This window comes from Methylobacterium sp. BI1, from assembly GCF_056680125.1.
In genome coordinates, this window is the sequence record NZ_CM155267.1 from 3,741,073 (window position 1) to 3,761,286 (window position 20,214).

The window sequence follows — 20,214 nt, forward strand, 5'->3', positions numbered from 1 at the left end:
CGACATGGTCCGGTCCCGAAGGCCGAACCCAGCCACGAAGAGCCCCGCTCCATGCCGGAATCCATGCCGGAATCCCTGCCGGAATCCCTGCCGGAATCGTTGCCGGACCGCGACGCCCTCGCCCCCTTCGAGGCCTTGCTCGGTCCCGGCGGGGTCCTCACCGACCCCGCCCTGACGGCCCGCTACACCCGCGACCAGCGCGACCTGATGCAGGGCGAGACCCCCGCCGTGCTGCGCCCGCGCAGCGTGGAAGAGGTCCAGGCGCTCGTCGGGCTGGCCCGGGCCCGGGGCTTCGGCCTCGTGCCCCAGGGCGGCAACACCGGCTATGTCGGCGGGGCGACGCCGGAGCCGGGCCGCCGCCAGCTCGTGGTCAGCCTGGAGCGGATGACCCGCATCCGTGCCGTCGACCCCCTGAACTTCACCCTCTCCTGCGACGCCGGCACCATCCTGGCGGACGCCCAGAAGGCCGCCGACGCCGACGGGCTGTTCCTGCCGCTGAGCCTCGGCTCCGAAGGCAGCTGCCGCCTCGGCGGCAACCTCGGCACCAATGCGGGCGGCCTCCAGGTCCTGCGCTACGGCATGGCCCGCGACCTCGTCCTCGGCCTGGAGGTGGTGCTGCCGGACGGATCGCTGTTCTCCGACATGCGGACCCTGCGCAAGAACAACATCGGCTACGACCTGAAGCAGCTCTTCATCGGCGCCGAGGGCACGCTTGGCCTCATCACCGGCGTGGTCCTGAAGCTCTGGCCGGCCCAGGGCCAGCGGGCCACCGCCTGGCTCGAGCTCGCCGAAGGGGCGCCGATCCCCGAGATGGCCGCCCTGGTGCGCCGGGAAACCTCCGACCTCGCCTCGACCTTCGAGCTGATTTCCGCCTCCTCCCTCGGCCTCGTCACGGAGATGCGCGGCGCCGAGACCGGCCTGAAGGCCGGACCCGGCGGGGCCGTCCTGCTCGAGCTCACCGCCTCCTCGGACCGCATCCCCCTCGACGACGTGCTGATGGGATGCCTGGAGGTCCTGATGGAACGGGGCTGGGTCGTCGACGCGGTGCTGGCCCAGTCCGAAACCCAGCGCCGCGCCTTCTGGGCGGTCCGCGAAACGATTCCCGAGGGCGAGAAGCATGCCGGCGGATCGGTCAAGCACGATATCGCGGTGCCGATCTCCCGGCTCACCGATTTCCTCGACCGCGGGGCCGCCCTGCTCGCCGAGCGCCTGCCGGGCGTCCGGCTCTCGGTCTACGGCCATGTCGGCGACGGCAACCTGCACTACAACCTCGTCGTGCCGGCGGGCCGTGACCGCGTCGCGTTCACGCGCGAGATCGAGGCGGGTTTCGCGCACGACCTCTACACGATCGCGCTGGAATACGGCGGCGGATATAGCGCGGAATACGGCATCGGCCGCTTCAAGCGCGACCTCCTGGAGCGCTACGCGGATCCTGCCCGCCTGCGCCTGATCGCGGCGGTCAAGCACGCCCTCGACCCCGAGGGAATCATGAATGCCGGCGCCCTGGTCTGAGGATTCCTCAGTCCTGGAACGACAGCGTCGCCCGGGTACCGATCGGACCGCCGCCATAGACCAGGGCCGAGCGCAGGTTCGCCGCCATCGCCCGGATGATCCGGGAGCCGAGGCCGGTGCCCCGCGGCTGGCCCTCGCCGGTCCAGCCGATGCCGTCATCCTCCACCGTCAGGGTCAGGCCCTCCGTCCCCTGGCGGGCGACGGAGACCCGGATTTCTCCTGACGCCTCAGGGGGATAGGCGTACTTGTAGGCGTTGGTGACGAGCTCCGTGACCACCACGCCGACCGAGACGGCCTTGTCGGTGGCGAGCCGCACCGGGGCCGCATCGAGGCGGATGGCGTGGTCGCGCCCGGCCGCCTTCATGGCCGCCTGGAGCTCCTCCACGAGGCTCGCCAGGTAGGCGTCGAGGTCCACCGCCTCGACGTCGTCGGAGGTGTAGAGCCGGCGATGGATGCCGGCGATCGCCGAGATCCGGGCCTGCATCTCCCGGAGCGCGGCCTTCGCGGCCGGGTCCGTTACCGCGTTGGTCTGCATGTGCGCCAGCGCCGCCACCAGCGCCAGCGAGTTGGCCACGCGGTGATTGACCTCCCGCAGCATGATCTCGGCCCGGTCGCGCGCCTCCCGCACCGCCTGCTCGGCCCGCTCCTTGTCCCGCCGCAGCGCCTCCTGCCGCAGGGCGGTATCGATCGCCTCGCCGAGGAGCTCGCGGAACTGGCCCTGAAGATCCTTCCAGACGTAGTCGACGGCCCCCGCCTTCAGGGCCGCCACCGCGACGCGACTGTCCTCCGAGCCGGTGACGTAGACCACCGGCGGCGCCTCCGGCAGGGCGCGGATGGCGGGCAGGATGTCGAGGCCGGTCTGGCCGGGCATGTGATGATCCAGGGCGACCACGTCGACGCCGCCCTGTCCGAGACGCGCCAGTCCGGCATCGCCGTCGAGGGCGAGCTCCACGGCGTAGCCTCGCGCCGCGAGGGCGCGCTGCACGAGCCGCCCCAGGCCGGGGTCGTCGTCGATGTAGAGGACGCGACCGCAGCCGGGAGGCGCGGGCTCGGTCATGAGCGGGCGGACTTCATGGGTTTTCCGGCACCTGCATGACCGAGAAGAACAGCCCGAGCTGCCGGATGGCGTTGGCGAAGCCCTCGTAGTTGACGGGCTTGGTGATGTAGACGTTCGCGCCGAGGTCGTAGCAGCGCTGGATCTCGCGCTGGTCGTCCGTCGTGGTGAGGACGACGACGGGCGAGCGCTTGGTGTGGGTGTTCGCCTTCACCTTTTCGAGGATGTCGATCCCGGTCATGTCCGGCAGGTTCAGGTCGAGGAGAATCAGCAGGTGGCGCTTGGCGCTCGCCTCGCCGGTACCGTCGGCACCCAGGAGGTATTCGAGCGCCGACGTCCCGTCCCGGAAGGGCAGGATGGTGTTGTTCACGCCGGCGCGGCGGATGTTGCGCTCGATCAGGCGGGCATGGCCCTCATCGTCCTCGATCATGACGATTTCGACGGCGTTCACGCTTCGCTCCGCACCTATTCGGCGGCGAGCCGCATCGGCGGCCCGTCCTGTCCCTGACCTGTAGCGGTCTCACGCGGCAGCGTCACGCTGAAGGTTGTGCCAACCCCCAGTTCCGACGCGACCTCGATCCGCCCGCCGAGGGAGCGGACCAGCGCCTTGACGTGGGCGAGCCCGATGCCCTCCCCCGGCTTGTCCTGGGCACCGGAGCGCCGAAACAACTCGAAGACCCGCGCATGGTCCCGCTCGGCGATGCCACGTCCGTTATCGGCAACGCTGTAGCGGACGCGGCCGCCCCCCAGGACTTGCCCCTCGATCTCGATCCGCCCCGGCCGTGACGGGTCGAGATACTTCACCGCGTTGTCGATGAGATTGCCGAAGATCTGCTCGATGGCCAGCCGGTCCGCGAAGAGGCGGGGCAGGTCCGGCGCGACGACGACGCGGGCACCCACCTGCTCGGTCTGGTGGTGCTGCGCATCGGCGAGTCGGCGCAGCAGGCTCGTCATGTCGAGGCGTTCCGGCGTGAAGCTGCGCCGCCCTTCCCGCGACAGTTTCAGGATGGCGGCGATCAGGCGCTCCATGCGCGTCACCGCGGCCTTGATGAAATCGAGGGCCTCACCGAGATCCGCATCGATCCGCTCCGCCTGCGGGTGCCCCTGCAGGGCGGCACGGACGTCCTCGCGGGTCGTTTCCAGCTCACTCGTGAACCCCATGACATTCACGAGGGGCGCGCGCAGGTCGTGGCTGACGATGTAGGCGTAGCGCTGGATCTCCTCGTTGGATTCCCGGAGCTCGGCTTCGGCCTGGCGCTGCTCGGTGATGTCCGTGTGGACGCCCACCCATTCGCGGATCGATCCATCGTCCTGCAGCACCGGCACGGCGCGAATGGCGTAGTGGCGCCAGGCGCCATCGGCGGAGCGCACCCGGTGCTCGTGAACGAAGGTCCGGCGCGCACGGACGGTCTCGTTCCACGCCTCGATGCTGGTCTGCTGGTCGTCGGGGTGGACGGCCTTGGCCCAGCCATAACCCTCGTAGTCGGCCCGGCTCTGCCCCGTGATCGCGCTCCAGCCCGGCTGCTCGCCGAGCATCCGGCCTTCCGCGTCGTTGGTCCAGAGCACACCGCGCACGGCCTGCACAGCAGCACGGAACCGCGCCTCGCTGGCCTGGAGGTCGCCCTGGACCCGTTGCTGGTCGAAGGAAGAGGCGAGCATCGCCAGGAACAGAATCAGGAAGGTCGCACCGGCGACCGCGAGGGCGAGGTTCTGCTGCGCGGCGCTGAGACCGGTCGCATGCGTACCGGCTCCCTCGGCCGTGAAGGTCGCCGCGGCCATGCCGGTGTAGTGCATGCCCGCCACTGCCAACCCCATCACGGTGGCGGCGATGAGCCTCTGCCAGACGCTGTTCTGGCGCAGGGTGAGCCAAAGGGCGGCCGTCGCCGCCGTGACCGCGATGGCGACCGAGAGCGCAACCAGCGGCCAAGTATAGGTCAGATGGCCCGGCATCCGCATCGCTGCCATGCCGGTGTAGTGCATCGCGGCCACCCCCAGGCCCATGACGGAGCCGGCGACGAACAGGTCGCGCCGCGTCGCGCCCTGCCGGCTGATCCAGCCGAAGGCGGCACCGGTGCAGGCGATGGCCAGCCCGAGGGACAGCGCCGTGGTCCCGAGTTCGTAGGCGACCGGCATTCCCATCTCGAAGGCCAGCATGCCGACGAAGTGCATCGACCAGATCCCGCCGCCCATCGCGCAGGCGGCGGCAGCGATCCAGGCCCAGCGGCGCCCGCCATCCGAGACCCGGCCGCGGCCGCCGAGATCCAGTGCGGTGTAGGAGGCGAAGATCGCGATCGTGACGGACAGGGCGACGAGCGCCGCATTGTAGCCGGTGTGGACCATCGGGGCGCGCGGAGAGACCGTTCTGACCGTGAAAGCGCCAGCTTAGCGGGTCTTCGTCGCGAGGACCATCGGCCTCGAGCCGGGCGAAGGTGCCGGCGCGGTACCGGGCTGCACTACCCCTCCGGGCCCGCATGCCGTAAGGCCGCAGCACCCGCCCGAACTTCCGTGTGACCCCGTGATCCGCATCCCATGATCCGCCTCGAAAAAATCGGCAAGCAGAACGGCCGCCAGATTGTCTTCATCGAGGCCTCGGCCGCCCTTCAGCGGGGCGAGAAGGTCGGTCTGGTCGGCCCCAATGGTGCCGGCAAGACCACGCTGTTCCGGATGATCACCGGCGAGGAGCAGCCCGACGAGGGTCAGGTCGCCGCGGATCGCGGAATCACCATCGGGTATTTCAGCCAGGATGTCGGAGAGATGTCCGGCCGCACCGTGGTCTCCGAAGTCATGAACGGCGCCGGCCCGGTCAGCGAGATCGGGGCCGAGCTGAAGGAGGTCGAGCAGGCCTTGGCCGACCCGGACAGGGCCGACGAGATGGAGGCGCTGATCGAGCGCTACGGCGAGGTTCAGGCCCGCTTCGAGGAGCTCGACGGCTACGCCCTGGAGGGGCGGGCCTACGAAGTGCTGGCGGGCCTCAGCTTCTCTCAGGAGATGATGGACGGTGACGTCGGAAAGCTCTCGGGCGGCTGGAAGATGCGGGTGGCGCTCGCCCGCATCCTCCTGATGAATCCCGACGTCATGCTCCTCGACGAGCCGAGCAACCATCTCGACCTGGAGAGCCTGATCTGGCTCGAAGCCTTCCTGAAGGGCTACGAAGGCGCCCTGCTGATGACCTCGCACGACCGAGAGTTCATGAATCGCATCGTCACGAAGATCGTCGAGATCGATGGCGGACAGCTGACGACCTATTCAGGCGACTACGCCTTCTACGAACAGCAGCGGGCGCTCAACGAGACGCAGCAGCAGGCCCAGTTCGAGCGCCAGCAGGCGATGCTCGCCAAGGAAATCAAGTTCATCGAACGCTTCAAGGCACGAGCCTCCCACGCCGCCCAGGTGCAGAGCCGGGTGAAGAAGCTCGACAAGATCGAGCGAGTCGAGCCGCCGAAGCGCCGCCAGAGCGTCGCCTTCGAATTTCTGCCCGCCCCCCGCTCCGGCGACGACGTCGTGATGCTCAAAAACGTGCATAAGCGCTACGGCAGCCGCACGATCTATGAGGGCCTCGACTTCTCCATCCGGCGCCGCGAGCGCTGGTGCGTGATGGGCATCAATGGGGCCGGCAAGTCCACGCTTCTCAAGCTCGTGACTGGAACCGCCGAGCCCGACGATGGAAGCGTCGCGGTCGGTGGCAGCGTCAAGCTGGGCTACTTCGCTCAGCACGCCATGGACGTGCTGGACGGCGACCGCACGGTGTTCGGGTTCCTGGAAAATTCCTTCCCGCAGGCGGGCCAGGGCTCGCTCCGGGCCCTCGCCGGCTGCTTCGGCTTCTCGGGAGACGACGTCGAGAAGCGCTGCCGCGTCCTCTCAGGTGGCGAGAAGGCCCGCCTCGTGATGGCGCGGATGCTCTACGATCCGCCGAACTTCCTCGTCCTCGACGAGCCCACCAACCACCTGGACATGGGCACCAAGGAGATGCTAATCGCCGCCCTGGCGAACTACGAGGGTACGATGCTGTTCGTAAGCCACGACCGGCACTTCCTCGCCGCCCTCTCCAATCGCGTCCTCGAACTCACCCCGGACGGGATTCATCAGTATGGCGGCGGCTATACCGAATACGTCGCACGCACGGGCCAGGAGGCGCCGGGACTGCGAAGCTGACGGTCGGCGGGATGGTTCGGCCGGCATGACCGCTATGCCCGCGAGGGCTCGGTTGCGCGATCCGCACCGCGCATGAATCGGGATGCCGGGATGGACGGATCGTCTCGCGGAGCGCGCGTGGAGAGTGCGATCGGGCACAGGGAGGCGGATGAATAGGAGGCGCATTCCGACCCTGAACTTGAAATGAACAAAAAGTCAGATTAACTGAATATGAACGATCAGCCTTCCACACTCGGCTGCCACTCACCAACCAGGAGTACGGATATGTCCAGCGGACTGTTCCAGAACCTGCCGGGCGCTCACGAAATGGGAGGGCTGCAGGCTCTTCCGAGTGAGCCGTGGCTCCTTCCGATCTCGGACCGGATGGTCTCCGCGCCGACGGACGCCGATCGACTGGAGGCGGCTGTGCGGCTGTCCGTTCGTCCCTTCCAGCGCGCTGCGAATGCCCTGATGGCAGCGCTGCTGCTTCTGCTGTCGGTGCAGATCGGCGCAGACTGGATGAATGCTCAGACCCCCCATCCGACGACGGGCCAGATCGCGGACGCGACCCCGCCGGAGATGCCGGTGACAAAGGCCACGCTGACCATCAACAACTGAGCGCCTTCTGCGCCAGTGTTACAACCGACCCGCTTCCGGGCGGGTCGTAGTGCTGCCCGAGCGATCGTCGCGGGAGCGAAATGCCGACCACCGTCGGAGCGGCTTTGCCAATGCGCCACGTTCGCGCGCCCGCTGCCTCGTCACGGGTACGACGAAACGACCAGCACCCTTCGGTCGCTCCCCCGAATTTCCCCCTCTGATCTTACGTGAGCCCAGCCAACGGTCGTGCGACGGCGCGCAGTTTGGCCAAGGTCAAGCGGTGACCGAAGTCGGCGCTGAGGCTGGTGCCGATGATACGTCCTCGTCCTCGGCCAATTCGGTCCTTCTCCGCGATAGCGTGAGGATGAGCACCGGCAGGATCAGCAGGATGAGGAGCGGCGCCAGGGTCATTCCGCCGACCACGACCAGCGCCAGGGGTTTCTGAACCTGCGAGCCCACGCCGTTCGAGAAGGCGGCGGGAAGGAGGCCGACGCCGGCCACCACGCAGGTCATCACCACGGGCCGGAGCTGCGTGTGGCAGGTTCGCAGCATCGCGCGTACCCGCTCCTCCCCCTCGGCAATCAGACCATTGAAGTGCGAGAGCACGATGATGCCGTCCATCACAGCGATGCCGAGAAGCGCGATGAATCCGATTGCCGCCGAGACGCTGAACGGTGTGTCGGTCATCACCAGGGCGAGGACCCCGCCGGCCGCCGCCATCGGGACGACACTGAGCGCCAACAGCATGTCGATCACCGAGCCGAAGTTCATGAACAGCAGGATCGCGATGAGGCCGATCGCGATCGGCACCGTCACCGACAGGCGCGCCAGGGCGCCCTGCATGTTGTTGAACTCGCCCACGAGTTCGAGGCGGTAGCCCCGCGGCAGGGCCACCTCGGCGTTGACGCGCTCGCGCGCCTCCAGGATCGCGCTGCCGAGATCACGGTCGCGGACGCTGAACTTCACCGGGAGGTAGCGCTCCTGACCTTCTCGATAGATGTAGGCAGGCCCCGAGACCAGGGCGACCTGGGCGACCTCGCTCAAGGGCACCTGCATCAGCACTCCGTTTGGACCCTGGCCGGAGATGCGCAGGTTGCGGATCGACGCCACGCTCTGGCGGAACTGCTCGGCGAGGCGGATGACGATGGGATAGTGCCGATCCGAACCGCTGTCGTAGAGGTCGCCGGCGCTGTCGCCGCCGATGGCGGTGCGGACCGTGGCGTTGATGTCGCCTGGGGTGAGGCCGTAGCGCGCGGCACGGACCCGGTCGACGTCGATCTGCACCGTGGGCTGCCCGAGCGAGGTGAACACCCCCAGGTCGGTGACGCCGGGCACCTTGCGGAGCACCGCTTCGACGCGGTTGGCGACCTCCGTCAACGTTTCGAGGTCTGATCCGAACACCTTGAACGAGTTCTCGCCCTTGATGCCGGAAACAGCCTCGGCGACGTTGTCCTGCAGATACTGCGAGACGTTGAACTCGACGCCGGGGAAGTCAGTGCGCAGCCGGTCGAGGAGATCGCCGACCATCCGGTCCTTGGTCATGCCCGGACGCCACTTCTCGGCGGGCTTGAGCGGCGCGAAGAACTCGCCGTTGAAGAAGCCGGCGGCGTCGGTACCGTCATCCGGGCGACCGTGCTGCGAGACCACGCTCTCGACCTCCGGCACCGCTGCGATGATGCGGCGGATTCGGTTGACGTAGAGGTTGCCCTCCTCCAGCGAGATCGTCGCCGGCATGGTGGCCCGCAGCCAGAGATTGCCCTCCTCGAGCTTGGGCAGGAACTCCAGGCCGAGCTGGCGCCCCGCCACGCCGACGCCGGCGGTGAGCAGTAGCGCAAGGCCGAGGGTGAGAATGCGATTGCCCAGGGCGGCGCGGATGGCAGGGCGGTAAAGTCGGTCGAGGGTCCGCACGAGAATCGTCTCGACCTCTTCGACATGGGCTGGAAGCAGGTAGGCGGAGAGGACGGGCGTCACTGTGAAGGTGGCGATGAGGCCGCCAAGCAGCGCATAGGCGTAGGTCTGCGCCATCGGTCCGAAGATGTGGCCTTCCACCCCCGTCAGGGTGAAGAGCGGCAGGAAGCCCGTCACGATGATGATCGCCGCGAAGACGATGGAGCGACTGACGTCCCCGGAGGCTTGGCGAATCCGTAGAAGCTTGCCGGCGAGGCCCGGCCGGACCACCTCCCCGGTCGGCGCGCCGTGACCGGAGAGCCGCCGGAAGATCGCCTCCACCATGATCACCGTGCCATCGACGATCAGCCCGAAATCCAGGGCGCCGACGGAGAGTAGATTGGCCGACTCGCCACGCACCACCAGGATGATGACGGCGAAGAACAGCGCGAAGGGAATCGTCGCCACCACAATGAGGGCGCTGCGCAGGTTGCCGAGGAAGAGCCACTGCACGATCAGGATCAGCACGATGCCGACCAACATGTTGTGCAGCACCGTGTGCGTGGTGACCGCGATGAGATCGGCCCGGTCGTAGATCCGCTCGATTCGAACGCCCGGCGGCAGCAGGCCCATGGCCTCGATACGTCCCACCTCCGCCTGGACGGCCTCGATGGTCGGCGTGCTCTCCTCGCCGCGCCGCATCAGCACGATGCCTTGGACGATATCGTCGTCGTCGTTCATGCCCGCGATGCCGAGGCGGGGCTGGTGCCCGATCGTAACCGTGGCAACGTCCTTGACCAGAACCGGTGCGCCGCCCGATTGCGTCAGCACCGTTTCGCCGATGTCGTCCGTCGACCGGATCAGGCCGACGCCGCGTACTACAGCAGACTGGGTGCCAAGGTTGATCCGATTGCCGCCGACGTTCAGGTTGCTGTCGTTCAGGGTCTTCACGACGCCGGACAGCGTCAGCCCGTAGGCCGTGAGACGGTCGAGGTCGACGGCGATGTCGAAGGTCTTGGTCTTGCCGCCCCAGCCGATGACGTCGATGACGCCCGGCACGGCGCGGAAGCGTCGGCGAAGCACCCAGTCCTGCAGGGATTTCAGGTCGAGGACGCTGTAGCCCGCCGGTGCCGTCAGCTTATAGCGAAAGATCTCACCGATGGGGCTCACCGGGGAGATGGTCGGCTTGGCGCCGTTGGGTAGGGCGTCGAGTTGGGCCAGCCGGTTCAGCACCTGCTGCTCCGCCTCGCGATAGCTGAACTCGAAGCCGAATTGCAGCTTCACGTCCGACAGCCCGTAGAGGGAGACCGAGCGGACCTGCTTCAAATTCGGCAAGCCGGAGGTGATGACCTCGATCGGCACGGTGACGTAGCGCTCGATCTCCTCGCCCGACAGGCCTGGGGCCTGCGTGATCACGTCGATCATCGGCGGGGTCGGGTCCGGATAGGCCTCGATGTTCAGGGTTCGGAAGGCCACCAGCCCGCAGGCCAGCAGCAGCACGAACGCGAGAACCACCAGGGCACGCTGGCGCAGCGCGAGATGGACGAGGCCGGTCATGCGTTGGGTTCCTGCTGCCGGGAGCCGACTGATCAGCCCCGGGTCACCATCCGGTCGATGAACAAGGAGCCGCGCGAGATGACGCGCTCGCCGGTCGCCAGACCTTCGAGGATCTCGATTTTGCTTCCGTCGATGATGCCGGGTTTGACCCTGCGGCTCTCGACCGTGTTGTCGGCCCTCAACACCCAGACGCTCGCCTTGCTGCCCTCAAGCACGACCGCCGCTCGGGGCACCGATTGCGACAGGCTCTCGCGCTCGTTGATGATGCGCACGGTGGCGTACATCTCAGGCTTCAGCAGATTCTGTGTGTTGTCGATGTCGGCGCGAACCGTGATTCGGCGAGTGGTGGGGTCGACAGACGATCCGATGAAGTTAATCCGGCCCTCGAACACCTTGTCGGGATAGGCGAGCACCCGAAATTTCAAACGATCGCCGAGATCGACCTTCGCTGCATCCGGCTCGCGAAGCTGTGCGATCAGCCAGACCTTCGACAGGTCGCCGATGATGTACGAGGGGTCGCTGCCCCCGGTGCCGACATACTGGCCCGGTCCGATCTTGCGCTGGATGATCGTTCCCTTCAGCGGCGCGTTGATCGCCGTCTCGGGATTGATGGAGCCCTTCTGCAGGTTGGCGACTTCGTCGTCACGCAGGCCGAGGATGCGCAGCCGGTTGCGTACGGCCTCCAATCCGACCTCGGCCGTCCGGGCATCGTTGGTCGCCGTGTTGAGATCGTTCTGCGCGGATTGGAGCTCGCGTAGGGTGGTGACCCGAGAGTCATAGAGATCGTGCAGGCGCTTCTCGGCGGCCTGGGCGTAGCCGAGCTGTGAGCGCGCCTTGGCCAAGACGTTCAAGGCCGCGAGATAGTCGTTCTGCGCCTGGACCATCTCGTTGGCCTGGATCGAGAACAGGCGCTCGCCCTTCTTCACCTGCTCACCGGTGCGCGCGAAGATGGCGATGACCCGCCCCGGATAGGGGGAGAACACCGGGGTGGCCTGATACTCGTCGACCCCAATCTTACCCTCGGTGGTGATCTCTTCGTAGAACAGGCGCTGCTCCACCGTTTCGGTGTCAATGGCGGCCAACTGATCCGGGGTGAGGATGAATTCACCATTGCTCGGCGGCGCAACCGTGACGGCCGCTGGCGTCGGTGACGTCGCGGCCCCCGCAAACGTGCCCGGCAGCCACAAAAATCCAGCAACGCAAAGACTTGAGGCGACTAACAGAATGGAAATTTGGGTGCGATGCTTCAGCCCGGCGAGTGGAGCGAACGAACCCTGAGGCTCAGTCATCGAATCAATCTCGCACGTCTTAGCGTTTATGCACTAATCCGATCCGGTCGGATGGCGCGTCGGTCTGTAGAGGGCCGCCGCCCGAGATACAAGCGTGGCCGATTCACGATTTGGTCGCGTCGTGTATCGCGTGACCGGTGTGGCATCCTTACCCAATGGAGTAGGCTGCTATGACAGATCGAGAGATCCCCGAATATTGGGCTGTCGCCCGGCCTTCTGCCTGCGCAGCGGCTGAAGGTCCGGACGACAAAACCCCGCGGACCCTAAGGCCTGCGGGGTTAAAGTTGCGTCACATGAATCCCTGGGAGGGACCATTGGTATACTACATGCCAATTGTGGCGCGGCAAGGGTTATCGCGTCCGGTGCCGATTTATTTCGCCGATGGCATTGCGACTTACGGAGAAATTTTTCTGGACATCCCCCGCCTTCGCCTCACTCCCACTCGATCGTTCCGGGCGGCTTCGAGGTGATGTCGTAGGTGACGCGATTGATCCCTTTGACCTCGTTGATGATCCGCGTCGCCACGCGGCCGAGGAAGGCCATGTCGAACGGATAGAAATCGGCAGTCATGCCGTCGACCGAGGTCACGGCCCGCAGGGCACAGACATGGTCGTAGGTGCGCCCGTCACCCATCACCCCGACGGTCTTCACCGGTAGGATCACCGCGAAGGCCTGCCAAATCGTGTCGTAGAGGCCCGCCTTGCGGATCTCCTCCAGGTAGATCGCATCGGCCTTGCGCAGAGCTTCGAGCTTCTCGGGCGTGATCGTGCCGGGGCACCGGATGGCCAAGCCCGGACCCGGAAAGGGGTGGCGGCCGACGAAGGCTTCGGGAAGACCCAATTCCTTTCCGAGCACCCGGACTTCGTCCTTAAACAGTTCGCGCAGGGGCTCGACCAGCTGCATGTTCATGCGCTCGGGCAGGCCACCGACATTATGGTGGGACTTGATCGTCACCGAGGGACCACCGGTGAAGGAGACGCTCTCGATCACGTCCGGGTACAGGGTGCCCTGGGCCAGGAAGGCGGCTCCACCGATCTTCTTCGACTCAGCCTCGAACACGTCGATGAACAGGCGCCCGATGGTCTTGCGCTTCTGCTCCGGGTCGCTGACGCCGGTCAGCTCGCCGAGGAACAGATCCTGCGCTTCTACATGGACGAGGGGGATGTTGTAGTGGTCGCGGAACAGGCGCACGACCTCCTCGGCCTCGCCCATGCGCAGGAGGCCATGGTCGACGAAGACGCAGGTGAGCTGTTCGCCGATCGCCTCGTGAATCAGCACCGCCGCCACCGCGGAATCCACGCCGCCGGACAGGCCGCAGATCACCCGCTCCTCGCCGACCTGCGCGCGGATCTTCTCGATCGCCTCCTCGCGGTAGGCACCCATGGTCCAGTCGCCGGAGCAGCCGGCGATGTCGCGCACAAAGTTGCGGATCAGGAGGGCACCATGCGGCGTGTGCGCCACTTCCGGATGGAATTGCACCGCGTAGTACTTGCGAGCTTCGTCCGCGACCGCCGCGAAGGGGGCGTTCTTCGACATGGCGACAGTGGTGAAACCGTCGGGCAGCTTCGTGACGCGGTCGCCGTGGCTCATCCAGACGGGGTAGTGCTCGCCCACGTGCCAGACGCCCTTGAACAGGGGGCAATCCGACAGGATCTCGATCTCGGCCCGACCGAACTCCGCATGGTGGCCGCCCTCGACCTCACCGCCGAGCTGGGCTGCCATGGTCTGCTGACCGTAGCAGATGCCGAAGACCGGCACGCCGGAATCAAAGACGATTGGCGGGGTCCGGGGTGAGGCCTCGGTGGTCACCGATTCGGGACCGCCCGAGAGGATCACGCCCCTGGGCTTCGTTTCGGCGAAGGCTTCGGCTGCCTTGGTGAAGGGGACGATCTCACAATAGACGCCCTCCTCGCGAACGCGGCGCGCGATGAGCTGCGTCACCTGGCTGCCGAAATCGACGATGAGGATTTTATCGTGCTCTGTAGTCATGGAACCGGAGTTAGACGAGGCCTCGGTCCGGTGCAACGGATCAGCCCGCAGAGCCGACCCGCGGCCGGTATCGGACTGGGGATGCGGAGCGCGGGGCCGTTAACCCGGTGTTCACCGCCAAGCGTCGACACCGTGCGCCCCCAGCAACGAACAGGAGCCTCAGCCATGAGAGCCACCATCTTCGGGATCGCCACCCTCGCCCTTGCCGGTTTCGGAGCCACCTCGGCTTCCGCCTTGCCCGTCTCGGCCGGCCTCGCACCGACCAGCGGGATCCAGCGGGTCCGCGTCGTCGAGCGCACGGTGATCCGCGGCCCCCGTTGCAAGACCGTCGTCACGAAACGCCGTGGGCCGATGGGCCGGATGGTCGTGGTGCGCAAGCGCCGCTGCTTCTAAAACGCCGCTGCTCCTGAGCAGATGTTCGGAATGGCCCCTTGTGGGGCCATTCTTCGTTTCAGGCCCGCCGCTCCAGGGTTGCGACGTAGAAGCCATCGGTACCGGTCCGGGCGGGACTCATCTGGAGGCCGTGCCGGGTCAGGCGGACGGTAGAGCGGAGATCGGGTGCGTGTGCGGCGAGAACTTCGGGGGCTGAGACCACCGCAAAGTCGTCCGGCCGACGCTCGAGGAAACTGGCAACGGATGCGTCGTTCTCCTCGGCGAGCAGTGAGCAGGTGATGTAGGTGATGCGTCCCCCGGGACGCACTAGCCGTGCCGCCCGATCGAGCACCGTAGCCTGGTCGGCAACGCGCATGCTCAGCGAATTCGGGCGCATCCGCCACTTCGCATCGGGGTTTCGCCGCCAGGTGCCGGAGCCGGTGCAGGGTGCATCGACGAGGACGCGGTCCGCACGGCCGTCGAGGTCGCCGAGGACGTCACTGCGCGCCTTTCCGGCACGGGGCGTGCGGATCTCCGCGATGGCGCCGGCGCGGCGCAGGCGCTCGTGGATCGGGGCGAGCCGACGCGGGTCGTCGTCGCTGGCGATCAAACGACCGGAGTTCTCCATCATCGCGGCGAGGCTCAGCGTCTTCCCACCGCCACCGGCGCAGAGATCGATGACGGTCTCGCCGGGACGAACGCCGCTGAGAAGGCTCGCGATCTGTGAGCCCTCGTCCTGGATCTCGTACCAGCCGTCGATGAATTCGGGCTCGACATGAAGGGCGGGGCCCCGCCCGTCATCACCGATGGGGATACGCAGTCCGTTGGGCGCGTGCGGCGTCGGTTCCGGCGTGAGGTGGGCGAGACCCACCAGGGCCTCCGCACGGCTGCGCTTGAGAGTGTTGACGCGGATGTCGAGGGGCGCGCGTCGGCCGAGGGCACGCAGTTCGTCGAGGGTCTCGGAACCGAAGGTCGCCTCAAGGGAGGGGAGCACCCATTCGGGAATATCGCCGGCAACGTGGAGGGGGGCGTCAATCAAGGTCCCTTCCGTCAGGCATGTCCGTTCGCTCGCGGTCAGGGGCTCTGGAGCAAAGCGCTCGCCGCTGAACATCTCCGCGATGGTCGGGGCCGCGAGACCGTACTGGAGTCGCAGCATGCCAATGACGAGGCTGCGCGGGCTTTCGTCGGCCATGATCCAGGCGGCGGAGGCACGCCGACGCAGGGCGTCGTAAACAAGGCTGGCGATAGCGGCCCGGTCGCCCGATCCGGCGAAGCGATGATTCAGACCCCAATCCTTCAGGGCATCGGCGGCAGGTCGGCGGCGCGCGGCGATATCGGCAAGGACCTCGATGGCGGCGGAGAGGCGGGCGGGGGGCGTCAGGGCAAGATCCTCGGGTTCCTGGGCAGCCACCGTCGGCGGTCGCCGCGATACGGCCACGCTTCGGGCGGCGGCCGGACACAATACAGTCGAGCTTCCGGCACGTTTACGGCTCAGCTTGCACCACGGTGCCGCGCGGAGCGGACGCCCGGAGCTTTAGAGAACCCCATGTCTCCCGTCATCCATCTCAGCCTCGCCGGTCTCGTAATGCTGGCGGTCGCCGCCTGTTCCACGGCGCCGGACGCCCCCGACCTGTCGGCGCCGCCCCCGCGCCGGCCTGATGCCAAGACCCAGCTCGAATACGGCGCGCCTCCGCCGCCGCCGCCCGGCCCGCGCTACTGAGGCTTCGAGGTTGCCGCCTCGCGGGCGCGGCGGTTCTCGTAGGCCTTCAGGTGCGTGTAGACGCGGTCGAGCACTGGATGCTCGGCCGTGCCTGGGGCCCGCGCGATCAGGTCGCCGATGATGTGGTCGGCCTCGATGCGGGCGCTCCCCTCGATGTCGCGCAGCATCGAGGCGGTGAAGGCCGAGCCGTCGGCCGTGAGGGTTTTGCGGGTGTTGTCCATCGCGCCGGGGCGCGGCGCGTAGCCGGCGGCCTCGGCGATGGCCCGGCACTCCTCCATCAGCGCTTCGACGAAGGCGAGTCCGCCCGGAGCGGCCATGATGTCACCGATGGTGGCGCGCATCAGGCAAGTGGCCCCGGCCAGGGTCGCCAGGAAACTCCATTTCTCCCACATTTCCAGCAGCATATGCTCGCTGAGGCGGGGCTGGAAATTGACCCCCTCCATCAGGGCCTCGATGGCCTCGACCCGGGCGGAACGGCCGCCGGAGCGCTCGCCGTAGGTGAGGGTGTGGAGCGGATTCATCTGCCGGATCTCGCCCGCTGGGCCGAGAGTCGCCACGATGGCGCAGGAGCCGCCGAGCACGCGGTGGGCACCGTATACCATGTCCAACGCGTCGAGGTGGCGCATGCCGTTGAGCACGGGCAGGATCGCGGTGTCGGGTCCCACCGCCGGCGCGACGTCGGCGATGGCGCTGTCGAGGTCGTAGGCCTTGCACGAAAACAGCACGAGGTCGAAGGCGCCGCCCTGGCCGGCGGCGAGGTCGGCGGCGGTCACTGTCCGGGGCGCCGGGATGTGCAGGTTGCCGGCCGGGCTCTCGACCGTCAGCCCGGCCTCGGCGAGCTTCGCCGCGCGGGCTGTCCGGACCAGGAAGGTGACGTCGCGGCCGGCCTCGGCGAGGCGCGCGCCAAAATATCCGCCGGTGGCGCCGGCGCCGACAACGAGCACGCGCATGGTCTGGTCCCTTTCGTCGTTCGCGGATCGCGGCCCGATGCGGCCACCCATCCGTCAGGCCGCGTCATCGTCCCGGGGTCAGACGCCGATCGGCGCCAGGTAGATCCGGAACGCGAAGAGGATCCACATCACCAGCAGCACCAGCGTGCCGGCGGCGTAGGCGCGGAAGCGGTGCGGGATGTGGTTCGAAGTGAGATAGACGCCCGCATGGACGAAGCGGGTGGCGACGAAGACCCAGGCCAGGATGATGAACAGCAGGTCGGCCTTGCGGGTGGCCAGGGCGAGGCCGACGAGGACGTAGAACAGCACCGGGATCTCGAACTGATTCGAGAAGGTGTTGGCGGCCTGCTGGGCCGGGGCCGGCCAGTCGCGCTGGCCGAGCGTCAGTTCTCGGCCCTTCACGGCGCCGCCGCGCACCGCGGAGAGGCGCATCCGCCCGGTCCAGAACAGCAGCGCGAAGGTGAGGAAGACCTGGGCGAAGACGGGCGCCAGGATGGCTTGGACGGACACGGCGATTCCTATCGAGCGGCGGCCCGGCCGGAGGTCCGGCACGGGCGCGCGCGGCGCGGGTCAGGCGCGGCCGGGATAGTTCGGGCTCTCGCGGGTGATGGTCACGTCGTGGACGTGGCTCTCGCGCAGGCCCGCATTGGTGATGCGGATGAACTGCGCCTTCTCCTGGAACTCCGGGATCGTCGGGGCGCCGACATAGCCCATGGCGGCGCGCAGGCCGCCGGCGAGCTGGTGCAGCACCGCCGCCACCGGACCCTTGTAGGGGACCTGCCCCTCGATGCCCTCGGGAACGAGCTTATGGGTGTCGCTGACCTCGGCCTGGAAGTAGCGGTCGGCGGAGCCGCGGGCCATGGCGCCCACCGAGCCCATGCCCCGGTAGCTCTTGTAGGAGCGGCCCTGGTGCAGGAACACCTCCCCCGGGGCCTCGTCGGTGCCGGCGAGCAGCGAGCCCAGCATGGCCACGGAGGCGCCGGCCGCGATCGCCTTGGCGAGGTCGCCCGAGTACTTGATGCCGCCGTCGGCGATGACCGGCACGTCCGCGCCGTGGGCGGCCTCGACGGCTTCCATCAGGGCTGTGAGCTGCGGCACGCCCACGCCGGCGACGATGCGTGTGGTGCAGATCGAGCCGGGGCCGATGCCGACCTTGATCGCGTCCGCGCCGGCATCGATCAGGGCCTGGGCGCCGTCGCGCGTGGCGACGTTGCCGGCCACCACCTGCACGGCGTTGGAGAGCTGCTTCACCCGGCGCACCGCGTCGAGCACCTTGATCGAGTGGCCGTGGGCCGTGTCGACGACGATGACGTCGCAGCCGGCATCGATGAGGCGCTCGGCCCGCTCGAAGCCGCTGTCGCCCGTAGTGGTGGCGGCGGCGACCCGCAGGCGGCCCTGCTCGTCCTTGACCGCGCCCGGATAGGCGACCTGCTTCTCGATGTCCTTGACCGTTATGAGGCCGATGCAGCGGTAATGGTCGTCGACGACGAGCAGCTTCTCGATGCGGAACTGGTGCAGCAGGCGCTTGGCCTCGTCCTGGCTGACGCCCTCGCGGACGGTGATGAGCCGGTCGCGGGTCATCAGGTCGGCGACGGTCTCGGACGAGTTCGTGGCGAAGCGCACGTCGCGGTTGGTGAGGATGCCGACGAGCTTGCCGCGGGAGCCGTTGGGGCCGCGCTCCACAACCGGGATGCCCGAGATGCGGTTCTGCTTCATCAGCGAGAACGCGTCCGCCAGGGTCTCGTCCGGGTGGATGGTGATGGGGTTCAGCACCATGCCCGACTCGTACTTCTTGACGAGGCGGACCTGCTCGGCCTGCTCGGCCGGCTCGAGGTTGCGGTGGATGACGCCCATGCCGCCGTTCTGCGCCATGGCGATGGCCATCGGCGCTTCGGTGACGGTGTCCATGGCCGAAGCCAGGATCGGCAGGTTGAGGTGGATCGAGCGGGTGAGCCGGCTCGCGACCTTCACGTCGGTGGGCATCACCGAGGAGGCCGCGGGGCGCAGCAGGACGTCGTCGAAGGTCAGGCCCTCGATGATCGAATCAGCGGTGATGCGGGCCATGTACCAACTCCGGAACGGGTGCTGCGTCGGGGCCTTGCGGGCGTTCCGACGTCACTGGGTTGGCACGGGCCAGTATCATGCGCGAGGAACCGGCGCAAAGCCGCCGATGTGCGCCTCCGACAGGAAAATGCGCCCTCGGCGCCGTTCTCCGGTGGGGGTTGCGCCTAGCGCACGCCTCGGGGGGCGCCCGGCAGGCCCTCGGCCGGTCCCTTGTCGGTCCATTCCGGCGGCGCACCGACATAGTCTCCCAGGATGCCGTCGAGGCCGGGTGCGCGGCCGAAGGCCTCGCAATCCGGGTCGAGGGGCGCTTCGCCGAGGGTGGTGATGCGGACGCGGTCGTAGGTCGGCAGGGTGAGCGGCGCCTTGAATGGATCCTGCCCGGTGGCGAGGTAGAAGCCGAAATCCTGGCCGAACTCGCCGGCGAGGTCGTAGGCGTCGCTGGCCGGCGAGAACCGGGCCTGGTTGGTGAAGGCGTTGCTCGCACCGCCCCAGACCATGGCGGCCCGCTGCACGTTGCGACTGTCGAGGGCTTCGGCCTCCACCGTCAGGCTGCCGAGACCGATGGGGATGCGGGGGATCGGGATGCGGCCGACGGCCGTCGCGAAGCCGGCGCCGAGCTGGGACGCGATGGTGATACCGGCCGAGGTCGCCACGGTGGCGCCGGCCGCCGGCACGTTGGTGAGGTCGATCCGTGTCACGGCCGAGCGGACCGTGAGGTCGGCCTTGCGGCCGGACACCACGTCGTAGCGCAGGGAGAGCTCGTAGCAGAGGGCCCGGTCGGCCGCGTTGGCGACGAGCTTGCGCTCGGCCGGTGTCAGGCCCGGGGCCACGACCTCGGAAAAGGCGGTGGGTACGATCCGCACGGTCCGGGTGGCCGCGAGGGCCGCCGGATCGACGAAGATGCGCGAGGAGCTGGCCGTCTCGTCGCTGGCGGCGAGGCGGTCGTACCGGGTCAGGGCGCCGGATTCCGTGAGCACCACGGTCCCGCAGCCGGCGACGGCAGTCGCCAGGGCGAGGCAGGAGACGAAGCCTGCCAGCCTGCGTCGATCTTCGAACCTCGGAAGCATCGGTGACTTTCTTGGGGACGCGGTG

At 67.9% G+C, this 20,214-nt stretch carries 16 protein-coding genes; 5 read left to right on the forward strand and 11 right to left on the reverse strand.

The features are described 5' to 3' along the window. Positions 1 to 51 precede the first annotated feature (51 nt). Positions 52 to 1,512 (forward strand): FAD-binding oxidoreductase, encoded by a 1,461-nt coding sequence (locus AC1MGR_RS17685; protein WP_480232410.1) that lies wholly within the window; start codon positions 52 to 54, stop codon positions 1,510 to 1,512. Positions 1,513 to 1,519: 7 nt separating this feature from the next. Here AC1MGR_RS17685 and AC1MGR_RS17690 read toward each other — a convergent pair whose 3' ends face one another. Genes AC1MGR_RS17690 through AC1MGR_RS17700 form a run of 3 tightly spaced genes read right to left on the reverse strand, consistent with a single transcriptional unit; the run spans position 1,520 to position 4,906 of the window. Next, positions 1,520 to 2,569, reverse strand: coding sequence for a sensor histidine kinase (locus AC1MGR_RS17690; protein WP_480232411.1), 1,050 nt, complete (start codon positions 2,567 to 2,569; stop codon positions 1,520 to 1,522). 13 nt (positions 2,570 to 2,582) lie between these two features. After that, a complete protein-coding gene (locus tag AC1MGR_RS17695) occupies positions 2,583 to 2,996 on the reverse strand; it encodes a response regulator (protein ID WP_056212883.1) in 414 nt (137 codons plus the stop codon). Between the two features lie 35 nt (positions 2,997 to 3,031). Then, positions 3,032 to 4,906 (reverse strand): MHYT domain-containing protein, encoded by a 1,875-nt coding sequence (locus AC1MGR_RS17700; protein ID WP_480232412.1) that lies wholly within the window; start codon positions 4,904 to 4,906, stop codon positions 3,032 to 3,034. A gap of 189 nt (positions 4,907 to 5,095) precedes the next feature. Here AC1MGR_RS17700 and AC1MGR_RS17705 point away from each other — a divergent pair, with 189 nt between their 5' ends. Both AC1MGR_RS17705 and AC1MGR_RS17710 read left to right on the forward strand, forming a co-directional pair. Next, entirely contained in the window at positions 5,096 to 6,718 is a 1,623-nt protein-coding gene (locus tag AC1MGR_RS17705) for an ABC-F family ATP-binding cassette domain-containing protein (RefSeq protein ID WP_480232413.1), read from the forward strand. A gap of 264 nt (positions 6,719 to 6,982) precedes the next feature. Then, complete coding sequence (locus AC1MGR_RS17710; protein WP_108034719.1) at positions 6,983 to 7,315, forward strand: hypothetical protein; 333 nt, start codon at positions 6,983 to 6,985, stop codon at positions 7,313 to 7,315. Positions 7,316 to 7,567: 252 nt separating this feature from the next. Here AC1MGR_RS17710 and AC1MGR_RS17715 read toward each other — a convergent pair whose 3' ends face one another. From AC1MGR_RS17715 to guaA, 3 genes are all read right to left on the reverse strand, one after another. Beyond that, the gene (locus AC1MGR_RS17715; protein ID WP_480232414.1) at positions 7,568 to 10,738 is read right to left on the reverse strand and encodes an efflux RND transporter permease subunit; all 3,171 of its coding nucleotides are present in this window, start codon (positions 10,736 to 10,738) and stop codon (positions 7,568 to 7,570) included. Positions 10,739 to 10,770: 32 nt separating this feature from the next. Beyond that, positions 10,771 to 12,027, reverse strand: coding sequence for an efflux RND transporter periplasmic adaptor subunit (locus AC1MGR_RS17720; RefSeq protein WP_108034717.1), 1,257 nt, complete (start codon positions 12,025 to 12,027; stop codon positions 10,771 to 10,773). Positions 12,028 to 12,459: 432 nt separating this feature from the next. Further along, positions 12,460 to 14,016, reverse strand: a complete 1,557-nt coding sequence (gene guaA / locus AC1MGR_RS17725; RefSeq protein ID WP_480232415.1) for a glutamine-hydrolyzing GMP synthase — start codon at positions 14,014 to 14,016, stop codon at positions 12,460 to 12,462. A 165-nt stretch (positions 14,017 to 14,181) separates the two neighbouring features. Between guaA and AC1MGR_RS17730 the strand changes: the two genes are divergently transcribed. Further along, positions 14,182 to 14,409, forward strand: coding sequence for a hypothetical protein (locus AC1MGR_RS17730; protein WP_480232416.1), 228 nt, complete (start codon positions 14,182 to 14,184; stop codon positions 14,407 to 14,409). Between the two features lie 58 nt (positions 14,410 to 14,467). Here the strand turns inward: AC1MGR_RS17730 and AC1MGR_RS17735 are convergent, their stop codons facing one another. Beyond that, complete coding sequence (locus tag AC1MGR_RS17735) at positions 14,468 to 15,769, reverse strand: RsmB/NOP family class I SAM-dependent RNA methyltransferase (RefSeq protein ID WP_480234827.1); 1,302 nt, start codon at positions 15,767 to 15,769, stop codon at positions 14,468 to 14,470. Positions 15,770 to 15,934: 165 nt separating this feature from the next. Here AC1MGR_RS17735 and AC1MGR_RS17740 point away from each other — a divergent pair, with 165 nt between their 5' ends. After that, positions 15,935 to 16,108 carry a hypothetical protein gene (locus tag AC1MGR_RS17740; protein WP_181017347.1) on the forward strand — a complete coding sequence of 58 codons (174 nt, stop codon included), beginning with the start codon at positions 15,935 to 15,937 and terminating at the stop codon, positions 16,106 to 16,108. Here the strand turns inward: AC1MGR_RS17740 and panE are convergent. The 4 genes from panE to AC1MGR_RS17760 all read right to left on the reverse strand — a co-directional run bounded on the left by panE (position 16,102) and on the right by AC1MGR_RS17760 (position 20,189). Then, positions 16,102 to 17,058, reverse strand: coding sequence for a 2-dehydropantoate 2-reductase (gene panE, locus AC1MGR_RS17745; protein ID WP_480232417.1), 957 nt, complete (start codon positions 17,056 to 17,058; stop codon positions 16,102 to 16,104). The two genes, AC1MGR_RS17740 and panE, sit on opposite strands and share 7 nt — an antisense overlap. Before the next feature lie 78 nt (positions 17,059 to 17,136). After that, positions 17,137 to 17,568 carry an MAPEG family protein gene (locus tag AC1MGR_RS17750; protein ID WP_480232418.1) on the reverse strand — a complete coding sequence of 144 codons (432 nt, stop codon included), beginning with the start codon at positions 17,566 to 17,568 and terminating at the stop codon, positions 17,137 to 17,139. A gap of 60 nt (positions 17,569 to 17,628) precedes the next feature. Then, a complete protein-coding gene (gene guaB, locus AC1MGR_RS17755; RefSeq protein ID WP_108034713.1) occupies positions 17,629 to 19,122 on the reverse strand; it encodes an IMP dehydrogenase in 1,494 nt (497 codons plus the stop codon). A 164-nt stretch (positions 19,123 to 19,286) separates the two neighbouring features. Continuing rightward, positions 19,287 to 20,189 (reverse strand): DUF3313 domain-containing protein, encoded by a 903-nt coding sequence (locus AC1MGR_RS17760; protein ID WP_480232419.1) that lies wholly within the window; start codon positions 20,187 to 20,189, stop codon positions 19,287 to 19,289. Positions 20,190 to 20,214: the final 25 nt, after the last annotated feature.